Annotated in this window: 11 protein-coding genes and 1 tRNA gene; 2 read left to right on the top strand and 10 right to left on the bottom strand. The window is 73.5% G+C overall.

Annotation, left to right across the window (positions count from 1 at the left end):
* Positions 1-57: 57 nt before the first annotated feature.
* The 3 genes from C1729_RS11420 to C1729_RS11410 all read right to left on the bottom strand — a co-directional run bounded on the left by C1729_RS11420 (position 58) and on the right by C1729_RS11410 (position 5,292).
* Positions 58-1,680 carry a hypothetical protein gene (locus C1729_RS11420; protein WP_102510051.1) on the bottom strand — a complete coding sequence of 541 codons (1,623 nt, stop codon included), beginning with the start codon at positions 1,678-1,680 and terminating at the stop codon, positions 58-60.
* 118 nt (positions 1,681-1,798) lie between these two features.
* Complete coding sequence (locus C1729_RS11415; protein ID WP_242493806.1) at positions 1,799-4,777, bottom strand: FAD-binding and (Fe-S)-binding domain-containing protein; 2,979 nt, start codon at positions 4,775-4,777, stop codon at positions 1,799-1,801.
* Positions 4,778-4,854: 77 nt separating this feature from the next.
* Positions 4,855-5,292 carry an OsmC family peroxiredoxin gene (locus C1729_RS11410; protein WP_102510050.1) on the bottom strand — a complete coding sequence of 146 codons (438 nt, stop codon included), beginning with the start codon at positions 5,290-5,292 and terminating at the stop codon, positions 4,855-4,857.
* A gap of 170 nt (positions 5,293-5,462) precedes the next feature.
* Between C1729_RS11410 and C1729_RS11405 the strand changes: the two genes are divergently transcribed.
* Positions 5,463-5,981, top strand: coding sequence for a DUF3806 domain-containing protein (locus tag C1729_RS11405; protein WP_102510049.1), 519 nt, complete (start codon positions 5,463-5,465; stop codon positions 5,979-5,981).
* Positions 5,982-6,056: 75 nt separating this feature from the next.
* Here the strand turns inward: C1729_RS11405 and C1729_RS11400 are convergent, their stop codons facing one another.
* Both C1729_RS11400 and C1729_RS11390 read right to left on the bottom strand, forming a co-directional pair.
* Positions 6,057-7,208, bottom strand: a complete 1,152-nt coding sequence (locus C1729_RS11400; RefSeq protein WP_129590744.1) for a hypothetical protein — start codon at positions 7,206-7,208, stop codon at positions 6,057-6,059.
* Positions 7,209-7,436: 228 nt separating this feature from the next.
* A complete protein-coding gene (locus tag C1729_RS11390; RefSeq protein WP_102510047.1) occupies positions 7,437-7,877 on the bottom strand; it encodes an RNA polymerase sigma factor in 441 nt (146 codons plus the stop codon).
* Between the two features lie 210 nt (positions 7,878-8,087).
* Between C1729_RS11390 and C1729_RS11385 the strand changes: the two genes are divergently transcribed.
* The gene (locus C1729_RS11385) at positions 8,088-9,005 is read left to right on the top strand and encodes a universal stress protein (RefSeq protein ID WP_165375491.1); all 918 of its coding nucleotides are present in this window, start codon (positions 8,088-8,090) and stop codon (positions 9,003-9,005) included.
* Between the two features lie 198 nt (positions 9,006-9,203).
* Here C1729_RS11385 and C1729_RS11380 read toward each other — a convergent pair whose 3' ends face one another.
* The 5 genes from C1729_RS11380 to C1729_RS14785 all read right to left on the bottom strand — a co-directional run bounded on the left by C1729_RS11380 (position 9,204) and on the right by C1729_RS14785 (position 14,987).
* On the bottom strand, positions 9,204-10,376 hold the full coding sequence (locus C1729_RS11380) for an MFS transporter (RefSeq protein WP_242493893.1): 1,173 nt from the start codon (positions 10,374-10,376) through the stop codon (positions 9,204-9,206).
* Between the two features lie 146 nt (positions 10,377-10,522).
* Positions 10,523-10,595: transfer RNA gene (locus C1729_RS11375), tRNA-Thr, on the bottom strand.
* A 94-nt stretch (positions 10,596-10,689) separates the two neighbouring features.
* Complete coding sequence (locus C1729_RS11370; RefSeq protein ID WP_242493805.1) at positions 10,690-12,279, bottom strand: alpha/beta hydrolase; 1,590 nt, start codon at positions 12,277-12,279, stop codon at positions 10,690-10,692.
* 330 nt (positions 12,280-12,609) lie between these two features.
* Positions 12,610-14,127 (bottom strand): MFS transporter, encoded by a 1,518-nt coding sequence (locus tag C1729_RS11365; RefSeq protein WP_102510044.1) that lies wholly within the window; start codon positions 14,125-14,127, stop codon positions 12,610-12,612.
* A gap of 257 nt (positions 14,128-14,384) precedes the next feature.
* Positions 14,385-14,987, bottom strand: a complete 603-nt coding sequence (locus C1729_RS14785) for an ArsR/SmtB family transcription factor (protein WP_207204610.1) — start codon at positions 14,985-14,987, stop codon at positions 14,385-14,387.
* Between the last annotated feature and the right edge of the window lie 56 nt (positions 14,988-15,043).

The raw sequence follows: 15,043 nt of genomic DNA, 5'->3' as shown, positions 1-15,043 counted from the left end.
GGCGGCGGCGACTGCGACTGAAGCCGACGCGGCTGCGGGCGACCGGAATGGCTGCCGTCAGCGGCACTCGGCGAGCGTCGGGCCCGTCTCGTCACCCAGGCGCCACATGCGCCACCCGTCGACCCCCGGCGCTCCGACCGCGGCCGACGCCGCGAGGTCCGCGGACCAAAAGCGCTGGCCGTCGTCGAGTTCGATGATCCCGTCGGTGAAGAGCGTCGCGTGGATCGACTCTCCCCGCCGGTGCCGCACCCACACGAGCGGGGCCGGGCCGTCGAGCCGGGCCGCGAGCGCCTCGAGCGCTGGGTCCCGCGGACCCTTGGGTGCCTGGGCGCGTGGCTCATGCGCGGGCTGCGCGGGGGCGGACGTCGCTCCGTGCCCCGGCGCGTGCGACACGGTGCCGTAGGAGGACGTGTCGTAGGAGTGCGCATCGTAGGAGTGCGCGTCGTAGGAGGCCGTGTCGTACAACGACGACTCCTCGAACGGCGCTGGTTCGGGCTCCGGGTCGGCCAGCGCGGGCGCGTCGTACACCTGCGCGGTGGCCGGCGACGGGTCGCCGTACGCCATCGCCGCCGCGAACGACCGCGACGAGTCCCGCAGCGAGCTGAGGTCGTTGGGGTTGGTGTCGATCGACACCTCCTCAACCGACGCGAGACGCGCACGGTAGCGCGCCCCCGCATAGCCGGCGGGGTGCGCCGTCGCGCCCGTCGTGCCGGGCGCGCCCGACGGGTGGTACGGGCGCGGGTGCATCGCGGCACGCGACGGGGCCTGGGTCACGCCGATCGCGGTGCGGACCGGCGAGACAGGCTCGTGCACGGGCGGCCGCTCCTCGACCGGCGCGGACGGGCCCGCGACGTACGCCGACGGACCTGCGGTGTGCACGGCCGCGGGCACGGCGTGGTGCTCGTACGGCTGCGGCTGCTCGACCTGCGGATCCGTGACGACAGGCAGCGCCTGCGTCGAGACCATCGCGGCGAGGCGACGCCGCTCCGACTCGTGATCGACCGGGTCGCGCGGCTCGAGGACCGACGTGCGCGTCACCTGCGACGTCGCCGCTGCGGGGGCGGCCGCGGCCGCAGTCGGCGCAGCCTCCGTCGGCTCGAGGCCCCGCGGACCGCGCCCGCCGAGGCCGAGCGGCGACACGTCGAGGACGCGGCGGCCGTCGGTGCCCCGCAGGACACCCACCCGCAGCACCTCGACACGGCTGCCGGGCTGTCGGAGGAACTCGAGGGCGTCGAGCGCGTCGAGCGCGACCGCGGCGCACACGACGACGAGGCGCGCGCCCCCCGGGCGACGCTCGCCGCCGACGACCTCCGGCACGGTCGTGAAGAGCTGGGAGCGGTCGCCGACGAACGCCTGGGGACCGCGGTGGTAGCGCTGCGCCAGCTCGGCGTCGCCGAGCCGCGACGCGCACCCGGCCCGCACGAGCGCCGACGCGAGCGTCGCCGCGTCGAGGTTCGTGACGATCTCCGTGACGACGACGCCGCCGAAGCCGTCGACCGACAGGAGGAACGGCTCGTCGTGGCCGGCCCGACCTCGCGCGACGGTGAGCAGACGCTCACCGAGGATCGCACCGAGCCGCTGCTCGATGATCTGCTCCACCTGAGCGCCGACCGCGCCCGGCGCGGGCTCCATGGCCTGCACCGCGACCGCCCTCTCGGCGTCGAGCTCGAAGATCGCCACGTCAACTCCTGCTTGTCCCCGAATGCGCACGGGATACCACGCGCGGGGCCAGCCTAGGGCTTCGACGCGCGGGGCGCAGCCCGGGACCGGGCGAATCTTCGCCCGGTCCCGTCCGAGGTCAGCTGCGTCGCAGGTGCTCCGCGAGCAGCTCGGCGAGCGCCACGCCGTGCGTGCCGCGCAGGTGGTCGGCCTGCGTGCGGCACGAGAAGCCGTCCGCGACGTAGACATCGCCGTCGGCCATCGCATCGAGCGCGGGCAGCAGCTGCTGCTCGGCGACCTTCACCGAGACGTCGTAGTGGCCCTTCTGCATGCCGAAGTTCCCCGCGAGACCGCAGCATCCCGAGAGCTCCGTCACCGTCGCGCCGGCCGCGGCAAGAAGCGCGCGATCGGCCTCGAACCCCATGACCGAGTGATGGTGGCAGTGCGGCTGCACGACCGCCGTGACGTCCGAGAGGTCGGGCATCTGCCACACCTCAGGGTCCGGGCCGAGCGGCGCGGGCGCCGTGAGCAGCTCGGCGAGCGTCGTCGTCGCCCGCGCGACCGCGTGCGCACGCGGGTCGTCGGGCAGGAGCTCGAGGAGGTCCGAGCGCAGCACGGCCGTGCACGACGGCTCGAGGCCAACGATCGGCACACCGTTGACGCCGAACGGCCCAAGGACGTCGAGCAGTCCCTCGAGGCGGCGCCGCGCGCCGTCGAGCTGGCCCGTCGAGATCCACGTGAGACCGCAGCACGCCTCCTGGTCGGGGACGATGACGTCGTAGCCCGCGGCGACGAGCACGTCGACCGCGGCCTCGGGCACCTGCGGCGCCATGGTGTCCGAGAACGTGTCGGTCCACAGGACGACCTTCGTGCGGCCGCGCACGCCCGGCGTGAGCGGCGTGCCGTCGGCCGCACCGAGGACTCCCGTCGTCACCGTCGCGTCCGCCGACGACGTCACAGGGACCCCGCCGCGGCGCCACAGGCGCCGGAACGGCGTCGACGCGAACGTCACCATCTTGGGCCGAGCCGGGTCCATGCCGCCGACCGCGAGGATGAGCTTCGCAAGCGGACGCACCTTGAACACCGCGTTCGCGAGCGCCGCGAGCCCCGGAACCGTCGTGACGAGCCGCGCCCAGCGCGGCAGCCAGCCGAGCGAGTAGTGGTCGATCGGCCGCAACCGGCCCTGGTAGGAGCGGTGGAGCACCTCCGACTTGAGCATCGCCATGTCGACGCCCGCGGGGCAGTCCTTCGAGCACGCCTTGCACGACAGGCACAGGTCGAGCGCGCCGTGCACCTCCGGGGAGCGCCAGCCGCCCTGGACGAGCCGCCCGTTGAGCATCTCCTGGAGCGTGCGCGCACGCCCGCGGGTGACGTCGTTCTCGTCGCGCGTCGCCTGGTAGGAGGGGCACATGAAGCCCGCCCCAGCGGTCGCGTTGTCCGCGCGGCACTTGCCGACGCCCGTGCACCGGTGGACGGCCTTCGTGATGTCGCCGTCGTCGTGCGTGAACGCGAAGCCCGTGCCCTTCTTCCCCGGGTGTGCGACGACCTCGCGCCGCGCCGCGGGGCGGCGCAGGTCCGCGTCGAGCGGGGCCGGGCGCACGACGACGCCCGGGTTGAGCGCGTCGTCAGGGTCGAGGAGCGCCTTGAAGCGCTCGAAGAGGTCGATCGCGCCCGCCGAGTACATGAGCGGCAGCAGCTCGCTGCGCGCCCGGCCGTCGCCGTGCTCCCCCGATAGCGAGCCGCCGTACTTGGCGACGAGCGTCGCGGAGTCGACGATGAACCTACGGAACACCGCTGCGTCGTGCTCGAGCGGCAGGTCGATCCGCACGTGGATGCAGCCGTCGCCGAAGTGGCCGAACGCCATGCCCTCGACGCCGTAGGAGTCCATGAGCGCGTCGAACTCGCGCAGGTACGCACCGAGCCGCTCGGGCGGCACCGCCGCGTCCTCCCAGCCCGGCCACGCCTGGTTGCCCGACGGCGTGCGCCCGCCGAGCCCCGCGCCGTCCGCGCGGATCCGCCACATCGCGGTCGCCTCCGGCCCCGGGGGCAGGACGACCGACGCGTCCGTCGACGCAGCCTGCGCGATGCGCCGCGCCCTGTCGAGCGCCTCGTCGAGGTTCGCGCCCGCAACCTCGACCATGAGCCAGCCCGCGCCCGCAGGCAGCTCCGGCACCGCGCCCGGGCCCTTGACCCGACGCACGACGTCGACGAGCCGCGCGTCGAGACCCTCGATCGCGAGCGGGTCGAGAGCGAGCAGCGCCGGCACGTCGTCCGCGGCCGTCGGCATGTCCGGGTACCCGAGCACGACGACGACCGGCGCCGACGCCTGCTCGACGAGCCGCACCGTCGCGCCGAGCACCGTGACGACCGTGCCCTCCGTGCCGACGAGCGCCTTCGCGAGGTCTCGCCCGTTCTCGGGGAGCAGGTGCTCGAGGGAGTAGCCCGACACCTGGCGGCCGAAGCGTCCCAGCTCGGTGCGGATGAGGGCCATCTCTGCGGTGACGAGGTCCTCGAGACCCGGCACGACCGCGAGCGACCCCGCGCCCGCCCCCGCCGTGAAGCGCCGGCCCAGGCCGTCGACGACGTCGAGCTCAAGCGTGTTGTCAGCCGTGCGGCCGTACGCGACCGCGTGCGGGCCGCACGCGTTGTTGCCGATCATGCCGCCGAGCGTCGCGCGGTTCTGGGTCGACGGGTCCGGCCCGAAGCGCAGCCCGAACGGCGCAGCAGCCTGCTGGAGGCTCGACATGACGACGCCCGGCTCGACGCGCGCCGTGCGTGCCTCCGGGTCGATCTCGTGGATGCGGTGCAGATGACGGGACAGGTCGAGGACGACGCCCGGCCCGACCGCATTGCCTGCGACCGACGTGCCAGCGCCACGTGCCGTCACCGGCACGCCGGCCTCACGCGCGACCTCGAGCGCCGCGAGCACGTCGTCCGTGCTCCGCGGCATGACGACGACCTGCGGCGGCACCCGGTAGTTCGACGCGTCCGTCGAATACTGCGCACGACGCGACGACGACGCGTCGACCTCCCCCGAGACGGCGGCGCTCAGCGCCGCGACGAGGTCCGCGACCTCGGAGGGACGGGGGGCGGGCAGGGTTTCAGGTGCGCTCGACACAACTGAATCCTCCCACGACCTGGACGCTCACGTCCGGCCGTTGGACCTAGCGGACCTCGCCCGCCCCGGCCCTCGTCTCAGGCGAGCGACGCCGTGAGCGAGATCTCCGTGCCCGCGAGAGCCTTGCTCACCGGACACGTCGCCTTCGCTTCCTCGGCGATCTCGACGAAGCGCGCCTCGTCGATCCCCGCGACCTCACCCTCGACCGCGACACGGATCGCCGGGATGCGGAACCCGCCCGCCGGATCCGGACCGAGGTCGACCTCGACGCTCACGTGCAGCGCGTCCGGCGCGTGCCCGGCCTGACCGAGGAGCGCCGAGAGCTGCATCGCGTAGCACGACGAGTGCGCGGCCGCGATGAGCTCCTCAGGGCTCGTCGTTCCGTTGGCGTCGTCGGCCGAGCGCGTCGGGAACGAGACCGTGTACGTGCCGGCCCCCGAGCTCGAGAGTTCGACCTGGCCGGCCCCCTCCTCGAACGAGCCGTTCCAAGCGGTGCGAGCGGTACGTGTAGGCATGACAACCTCCGGTGCATCGGGACGAGCTGACCCTTCCGAACCTAGCCCCGGACACCGACAAGGGCCACGGCTCAGCCCCGTCGTCCCGCGATGTGACAGGTCAGCCACATGTCGCGGAGACTTCATCCGGCTTCCTCATGCCACGCCCCGCTCGTGCCGATAGGGAGGGCATGGCGCACCGCACCGAGCACAGCCCCGAGGGTGACCTCCGCCGTGCCACCGACGGCGCACCGCAGTTCGAGGAGCCCGACCCGTACCAGCTCGTCTGGATGGAGGAGCTCCGCGAGCTCCTCCGCGTCCCCGGCGTCGACCTCACCGTCCCCGAGCACGTCGAGCGGCTCTTCGTCGACTGGTGCTGCCGCTGGCACGCGACGACGCCCGCCGAACGCTGGGACCCCCTGCCGTCGCTCACCGCGCTCGGCATCGCCGTCGGCGACCTCCTCCGGGCGACCCGGCCCGACCTGCGCTGGCGCGTCGTCGCAGGCTGCAGCCCCACGACGCTCATCCTCGCCGATGCCGACGACCGGCCCGTCGCGAGCCCCCTCACCGACATCGCCACCTGGTGGATGGCGCGCGAGCTCGCGGGCATCTCTATGCTGCTCACGCGGCTCGCCGTCGCCCCCGTGCTGCCGAGCCGCCACGCGCCGCTCCTCCGGCCGCAGCGGTCGCGCGCGAGCAGCGTCGTCTGACGCGTCGGGGCCTCACGACCCGCGCCCTCACGACCCGCGCCCTCACGACGCGGTCAGCCTCACGGCCCGCCTTCCTTACGACGCAGGACGCGCCTCCGTCCCGTCCGGCCCTCGCGCGACGTACGACGCGACGGGAACCCACCCGTCGCCGTCCGGCTGCAGCACGACACGCAGCGTCACGCCGTCCGCAGGAGCGCCTGCCCCGAGGACGTCCGTCACCGCGCGCACCTCGAGGTCCGTCGTCGTCCTGCGCAGCAAGGTCCCCGCGAGCGCGACGATTCCGTCGTCGTCGACCTTCATCGACCACGAGTCGACGGCCGGCACCCCGTCGCCCACGACGTCCGCGTCCGCAGCGCGCGGCGTCGTCCAGGCCGCCGTGCCGTCCGAGTCGACGGCGAACGCCATGCCGTCGACGTCGAGGCCCGCCGCGCCGACGACCGCGACGAGACGAGCCGTCACGCCCGGAGCGTCGGGCGACGACACCACGCCCGACGACGCCCCCGTACGCGCATAGTCGACGTACGTGCCGTCGACCGTGAGCGTGCCGTTCCCGTCCGCGACCGTCCACGCCGTCCCGGACCGCACCGGATCTCCCGCGACGCCGACGACCCGGGCGAGCGCCGCGACCGTCGCACGCGTCCCGGGCACCGGCTCGAGCGCGACCGCCCGGAGCGTCATGCTCTCGGACCACATCGCGTCCGCGGGGACGACCTCGCGCGAGCCCAGCTCGACGCCGGCATCCTCGACGGCGAACGCCCGTACCCTCGCATCGTCGGGGACCGCCGCCATCGACGCCATCGCTGCGCTCGGGGCGTCCCCGCCGGTCCCGACACCCAGCCGGTCCGCTGCCACGTACGTCATCCCGCCGACGACGAGAACCGCGGCAGCAGCGGCGAGCCACCGCGCAGGCCCACGCCGGCGCGCGCGTCGCGCAGGGACCGCCGACGCACCGGCAGCGGCCGCAGGCGGCGCCACCCCGGCCGCCGGCTCCGCCGTGCCGGCGGCTCCGAGGATCGCGGCGGCCGCCGCGGCGTCCTCCTCCTGCGCACCGTCCTCGACGAGCAGCCGCGCGACCCGCAGCCGCAGCCCCAGATCAGTGCCGTACTCCGATCCTGCGACGTCGCCCACGAGCGCCGTCACCCGCGCACGCAACGCCACGACGTCGGGCTCCACGCCCGCCGCCGGGTCCGTCGCACGCAGCCGCGCGAACGCCTCGTCGTCACTCACCCACGTCACCCCGCCTCACGCTCCGCCCACAGCTCACGCAACCGGGCGCGCGCACGCGACAACGCCGCCTCCGCGCCACCCTTCGAGATCCCCAGGACCGCCCCCAGCTCGGCCCCCGAGAGCCCCTCCCNTTGTAGCGGACACTCGTACGCTAGCGCGCACTACCAAGCTCACTCTCCCGTTCTGGAGGGTGGGCGCGCTCTTGGCGTTGGTCGCACCTCTTCTTGTTTATCTAGTCACCCCCCCCCCCGCCGGCTCCGCCCGCGTAAGATCGTCGGCAGCGTCAGATGTGTATACGAGCCAGCCCCACGCATGCAGCACGAGCACCTGACGGTCCCGCACGCTCAACCTGCCGAGCACCTCCCGCACACTGTCGTCAACGACGACCAGATGCTGCGGGTCCGCGTGGTCGACCTCGACCGGCATCGTCTCGACGAGCACCGGCCGCGCCTTGCGACGATGGTTCGCGAGCAGGTAGCCCGCCGTCCGGTACAGCCACGCGAGCTCGAGACCGTCGGGCACGTCGTCGCGCCGGCGCCACGCCGTCGCGAAGACCTCCGCCGTAAGGTCGTCGACCTCGCCCGGGTGCGCGCGACGCGCGAAGTACCGGTGCACCGCCGTCGCATGACGACGGAACACGTCCTCGAACCACTGCGGTCCGTGCCCCACGCGCCCTCCTCCCGGCCTGCCACGGGGCGGCACGTGCCGCCCTCCTCACCCGTCTCTGTCCCGACCCCGCCGATCCTTGCACCCGCAACCGACATCCGGCCCCAGCCCGCGCGAGGACCTTGGGCCGTTGCCCCCGCACGCCCCACACGCGAGGATGGGAGGACCGACGAGGACGTCGCACCGCCGCGACGTCGGAAGGTGGTGAGCACGATGACCGACCGCAGGATCGTCGTTGGCGTCGACGGATCCCCCAGCTCCGCCCATGCGCTCGACTGGGCCGTCCGCGACGCCCGCACCGACGGTGCGCACCTCCAGGTCGTCCTCGTGTGGGACACGACCTGGCTCGAGACCGCTCCCCTCGGTCCCATCGCCGTGCTCGAGGCCGCCGACAACTACGAGCACATCGCTCGCAGCGCCCGCGAACGCCTCGACCAACTCATCGCCCAGGCCGACACGTCGGGGCTCCGGGTCACTGCCGAGGAGATCCGCGGCACCGTCGTCCCGACGATCCTCGAGCGGGGTACCGGCGCCGACCGCATCGTCGTGGGACGGCGCGGCCTGGGCCGCCTCGGCCGCCTCTTCATGGGATCCGTCTCCGCCGGCGTCGTCCGGCAGGCCCGCGTCCCCGTGACGATCATCCCCGACCCCGACCACGCCGCAGCGATCCTCGAGCAGGCCGCCCGCGACCACGAGATCGACGAGACGCCCCGCGTCGTCGTCGGCGTCGACGGCTCCGACGCGTCCGTCACCGCACTGCGCCACGGCGCCGAGCTCGCGACGCGCCACGACCTGCCGCTGCACGCCGTCGCGTGCTGGCAGGTGACGACGACCGGGCCCCTCCCCAACCAATTCGGCTGGGCACCGCCCGTCGAGGACTACGTCCAGCACACGGAGGAGCTCCTCGCACGCGCGATCGCGCACGCGAAGCTCGACCTTCCTGAGGGTCGGCTCGTCGAGCACGTCGAGCGGTCCGCGCCGGCCCGCGGGCTCCTGCGCGCGGCCGCCGGGGCGCGTCATCTCGTCCTGGGTTCGCGCGGGCTCGGCGGGTTCGAGCGGCTCCTGCTCGGGTCCGTGTCGTCGCAGATGGTCGAGCACACGCCCTGCCCCGTGACCGTCGTCCGGGCGTGAGGATCCTCCTGCCGTTCTGCCCTTGGCGCAGCCACCGCTCCAGTGGTCCGATAGCCGATCCGCACGCCTATGGCGCGCGGATCCGCTATCGGGCGTGGGGAGCCGAGAACCGCACCTGACCCGGGGACGTCGATAGCCGATCCGCACGCCTATGCCGCGCGGATCGGCTATCGACACTCGGGGAGGGTCGGCCCAGGATCAGTCGATCGTCGCGACCGGCTTCGCCGACGCGACCGTGAGACCCGCCGCCGCCATGATCCCCACCATGACGAGCACCGTCAGCAACGGCGCCGTCCACGACCCCGTCGCGTCATGCACGAGACCCAGCGTCACGGGCCCCGCCGCCGCGAGGCAGTACCCGAGGCCCTGGACGAAAGCCGACATACGCCGCATGTTCGACGACCCGCCCGAGCGCCGCACCATCATGACGACGACCATCGTGAAGAACCCGCCCTGCGCGACGCCCGCCGCCGCCATCCACACGAGGTACCCGTGCGGCGCGAGGAGCAGGCCCGCCGGCAGCACGAGCCAGCACCCGACGAGCACCGCCGACACCGTCCGCAGATGCAGACCGCGCGCCAGCAGCGCCGGAGCCCCGAGGCTCCCGACGATCGCCATGAGCTGGAACACCGACGACGCCGCACCCGCACCGTCCTTCGACAGCCCGATCGTGTCCGCGAGAATCGACGGCAGCCACGTGCTCGACCCGTAGTAGCTGAACGACTGCGCCCCGAACGCCGCGACGAGCAGCCACACGTCCCAGCGGCGCCACGGCGGCAGCAGCGCGATGCTGTCAGCCGGGACCGGCGTGCTGTCCGCAGCACCGGCCGACGGCGCCGCCCCCGGAGCCGCAGCGATCCGCGCCGTCGCGACGCGCCACACGACGGCGGCCACGAGCACGAGAACGCCCCACGACGCGAGCGCCCAGCGCCAGCCGACGAGCGCCGCGAGCGGCGCCGTCCCGATCGTCGTGATGACCGAGCCGATGTTGAGCGCCGACGTGTAGATACCCGTGACAATGCCGACGCGTGACGGGAAGTCACGCGCGACGATGACGGGGACCGCGACGTTACCGATCGTGATGGCAACACCGATGACGATCGTGCCCGCGATCGCGAGCGGGAACCCGCCGACCGACCGCACGATCGTGCCGACAAGCACGAGCGCGAGCGACACGAGGACGGCCCGCTCGAGCGACGCCCGCCGCAGGTAGGCCGCGACGAACGGCGTCGCGGCCGCGAAGCAGATCACCGGGATCGTCGAGACGAGGCCCGCCGTCCCGTCCGTGACGCCGAGGTCGGCGGCGAGCTCCCGGATGACGGGGGCGACCGCGACGATCGGGCCACGCAGGTTGAACGCGTAGAGGATGATGGCGACGAGCAGGAGGCCCGATGCCCCGCCGACGGCGGAGCGGGCGCGCGTGGTGATGATGCCCCTCCCAGGTCAGGGCCGTCGGAGGATCCGACCTGCCCGTTGAACGACGAAGGCCCCCACCGTCGGGTGGGGGCCTTCGAACGAGCCGCCTGTGAGAATCGAACTCACGACCTTTTCATTACGAGTGAAACGCTCTGCCGACTGAGCTAAGGCGGCGTGGCTCGTCGTGCGCCGTAACGCCCTCAAGCCTCGGCAACAATACCCAGTGACCCGGGCGCACGCAAAATCCGTGCGGGTCACGTGCGTCACGTCAGCAGACGAGCCCCTCGGCCGGCACCGTGCCGTCGAGGAAGTACGCGTCGACCGCCTCCTTGATGCAGGAGTTCGACCGGCCGTACGCTGTGTGGCCCTCGCCCTCCCACGTGAGGAGCGTCGCCGATTCGAGCGTCCCCGCGAGAGCCTCCGCGCTCTCGTAGGGCGTCGCCGGGTCGCCCGTCGTGCCGATGACGACGATCGGTGCCGCGCCCTTCGCCGAGATGTCGTAGTCGATCTCGACGACGGGCGTCGGCCAGTCCGCGCACACGAGCCCGCCGAACGCGAACGACTCGCCGAGCGTCGGGGCGACCTCAAGGATCTTGAGGCGCTCGGCCTCCATCGTCGCGAGGTCCGTCGAGCCGCGGGAGTCCGCGCAGCCCACCGCACGGAACGCTGAGAAGCTGTTCGACCCGAAGGTGCCGTCCGGCTTGCGGTCGTTGTACATGTCCGCGAGCTGGAGCAGCCCGGTGCCGTCGCCGTCGACGAGCGCGAGCCTCAGCGCGGCCGTGAGGTACGGCCACGAGTCGTCCGAGTAGAGCGCGACCGCGATGCCGTAGAACGCGAGGTTCCGCGTGAGCGGGCGCGCGTCGTCGTCCGTCGGCAGCGGGTCCGCGAGCGCACGCTCCGTGAGGTCGTGGATCTGCTGGAGGCCGGAGTCGACGTCCCCCGTGAGCGGGCACTGCGGGCCCGACTGGCACGCAGTGACGTAGTTCCGCAGCGCCAGCTCGAAGCCCTTCGCCTGCCCGAGGCTCGCCTCGTCGCTCGTCTGCGTGATGTCGACGGCCGCGTCGAGCACGAGCCGGCCGACCTTGTCCGGGAACTGCCCGGCGTACGCGGCGCCGAGCTGCGTGCCGTAGGAGTAGCCGAGGTAGTGGAGCTGCTCGTCGCGCACGAGGACGCGCAGGAGGTCCATGTCGTGAGCGGCCGACGCCGTGTCGACGTTGCCGAGGAGCGTGCCGGTGCGCTCGAGGCATCCGTCGGCGAACGTCTTCTGCTCGGCGGCGAACGACGCGCGGCCCTCGGCGGTCCGGAGGTCGTGGTCGGCCTGCGTCATGACGTCGAGGACGGAGTCGTCGACGCACTCGACGGGCGTCGACCGTCCGACTCCGCGGGGGTCGAAGCTCACGAGGTCGTACTCCTGGCGGACGTCACGGCTCACGAGCCCGACCGCGGTCTCGATGAAGTCGACGCCGGAACCGCCGGGGCCGCCCGGGTTGACGAGGATCGACCCGGTGCGCTCGCCGAGCGCGGGCGAGCGTACGACCTCGAGGGACGCCGAGCCGAGCGACGCGTCGCGCCAACTCACGGGGATCGAGACGGTCGCGCACTCGAGCGAGCCGCCGATGCACGCGTCCCACGTCACCTGCTGCGCGTAGTACTCGCGGAACGCCGGGTCGAGCCCGTCGGGCAGGAGCGCGTCGAAGTTCGCGGGAAGCTCCGACGAGTGCGTCGGGCCCCCGTCGGACACGGGCGTCGCCTGCTTGCCGGCGACGCAGCCGGTGACGAGCAGCGCGAGTGCGGCGAGCGCGGCGGACGCGCGCAGGGCGCGGGGACGGACGGACGCATGGCGGGAGAGCGAGGGCACGCCCCCACGGTAGCGGCCCCCACCGACACGCGCCCGCATGACCGCGAGACGGGGGTGGGGGTAGCCCGACACGAGGTGTCCGGGTGGCAGGATCGTGCGCGGACACCCGCGACGGAAGGCTGGACGCATGACCACGAACCCACGCCTCCGCCTCAGCGGGGCGACCGCCTACACCCTCACCTCCCTCCCGCTCACCGTCGCGTCCGAGCGGTCATCAACGACCTCCGCGCGACCGAGTCCGCGAGATAGCGCTTCAGCGACGAGATAGCGCGCGCCTCGCGCTATCTCGTCGCTCGAGCGCTATCTCGCGGGAGGGGTCAGCGGGTGGGGTCAGCGGGAGAGGGCAGCGGGAGAGGGCGCTTCGGCTGCCGCGTCCGCGCCGAGGATCGTGCGGACGCGGAGGGCGGACACTACGACGACGACGATGCCGCCGACGAGGAACGGCAGCTGGAGGTCGACGCGCGCGACCCAGCCACCCAGGAGCGTCGCGACCGGCATGAGACCCCAGTTGATCGCCCGCAGCAGGCCGCTCACGCGCCCCAGCAGGTGACTCGGCACGAGGATCTGGCGCAGCGCACCCCACGGCACGTTCCACAGCGACACCCCGGCTGCCCCCAGGGCGTAGGCGACGAGCGCCGTCCACAGGCTCGGTGCCAGGCCGACGAGCATGATCCCCAGACCGCCGACGAGCGTCCCGACGAGGAGCGTCCGACCACGACCGATCCGCCGCACGACCGCCCCGCCGGACATCGCGCCGACGAGCGCGCCCGCGCCGATGACTGCCGTGAGCGCGCCGACCGATGCCTCCGAGACGCCAAACGTGTCGAGGAACAGCAGCAGGCTCGCCGCCTGCCCGAAGGCCAGCGCGTTGCCGACGACGACCGTGAGCACGGTCATCTGGCGCAGGTACCGGTGACGCCACACGAAGACGAACGCGTCCCGCATGTCCGCGAGCACACCGGGGCGGGACGGGGAGGTCGCCTGGCCCCGGTCGCCGAGGAGCTCGGCCGCCAGCGCGACGGTCGGGGCCGACGTCGCTGCGGGCACGGCGTCGTCGTCGGGAAGGGCGGCGTCGTCGTGCACGGCGTCGTCGGGAAGAACGTCGTCAGCGGGCACGGCGGCGTCAGCGGCATCGTCGGACACCCCCGCCCGCGCGCCCGCGCGGGCGCCCGCGGTGACCGCCGTCGGCAGCGCGAGCACGAGCAACGCCGCGAGCGCGAAGCCCGCCGCGGTCGACCACAGCGGCACGACCATCGCGACCGCGAAGAGCCACGCGCCGAGCGGCGTCGCGACGAACGTCTGCACGACGATCTCGCTCGACTGCATGCGGCCGTTCGCGCGGTCGAGGCCGTGGCGCTCGACGTAGTCGGGGACGAGCGCGGTGGCTGCGTTGTCGTAGACCGTCTCACCGACGCCCCACACGAGCACGGCGGCGTAGAGCCACCAGATCGTCACGGCGCCGGTCGCGACGGTGAGCGCGAGCCCCGCCGCGGCAAGCACACGGACGCCGTTGGCGACGGCCATCGCTCGGCGCCGGTCGACCCGGTCGACGAGCACTCCCGCCGGCAGGCCGAGGAGCAGCCACGGGAGGAACGCGAGGGCGCCGAGCACCGAGATCGCGAGCGGGTCGCGGGTGAGCGTCGTGCCGAGCAGCGGGACGGCGACACGGCCGATGCCGTCGGCGAGGTTCGAGGCGATCGACGACGTCCACAAGCGGCCGAAGCCGGGCAGGAGGCCGGTCGTCGTGAGGCGGGCGTCGTCGAGAGCGGGCACGGCGGTCGCGGCCTCGTCGTGCCCGGTCGTGAGGGCCTCGGGCTGCGCCGCGGTGCGGTCGTCGGCGCCGCTCATTGGCCGGCTCGCGGTGCGCCGTAGAGCACGGGGCGACCGAGGGCGTCGGTCGCGACGTCGCGGCTCGGGAACGTGGGGCGGTGGGGTGCGCGGCGGCGGCGGATACGCATGGCAGGGGTCCTCTCAGGGGTCGACGGAGCACCGCGCCGGCGGGCCGGTCGGTGGTGTCGTGCGGGGCGGCTTCGGTGCCGTCGGGCGGGTACGACGGCGGTGCCGTCGGGAGGGATGCGGGTGCGGCGGCCGGGCCGCCGTGACGGTCAGGGGTTCTCGCGACCCCCGACGACGGGGAACGCGGCGAGCTGGACGGTGACCGAACGGCTGCCGGGCGCGGGTGCCCGGTCGCTGCCGTAGGTCTCGGCGTACTCGCCGACGAGCTCGGTGAGCCGGGTGCCGAGTTCGGCGAGGACCTCGCGCGGCAGGTCGAGGTGGACGGTCGAGATGAGGCTGGCCTCCTGCCAGTCGTCGTCGAAGGACTCGAGCTCTGAAACGAACGCGCGCAGCGCCTTCTCGCGGAGGCCGAGGAGCTCGCCGACGACCATGCGGGCGGCGGCCTTCTCGGCGGGGCCGGCGTCGTGCGGGGCGCCGACGGTGACGCCGCCGGGGACCTTCTCCCACCAGCGTTCGCGGCCGCGGCCGCGGCCCTCGGCCTCGCGGACGAGGCCGTGGCGGGCGAGCTGCCGCAGGTGGTAGCTCGTGGCGCCCGACGACTCCCCAAGCTGCTCGGCGAGGGTGCTCGCCGTGGCGGGTCCGTGGGCGATCGCGTCGAAGATCGCGACGCGCAGCGGGTGCGCGAGCGCCTTGAGCGCGTCGGAGTTCACGGGCTCCGGGTAGTGCCGCTGGGTGGGGTCGTCGTGCGTCATGCGAGCAACACTACGCATGCAAAGACTTCTTTGCAAGGACTTCTTTGCAACAAGAT

It is taken from the genome of Sanguibacter massiliensis (assembly GCF_900240335.1).
GTDB lineage: Bacteria > Actinomycetota > Actinomycetes > Actinomycetales > Cellulomonadaceae > Flavimobilis > Flavimobilis massiliensis.
This window is presented reverse-complemented; position numbering and strand designations above follow the sequence as displayed.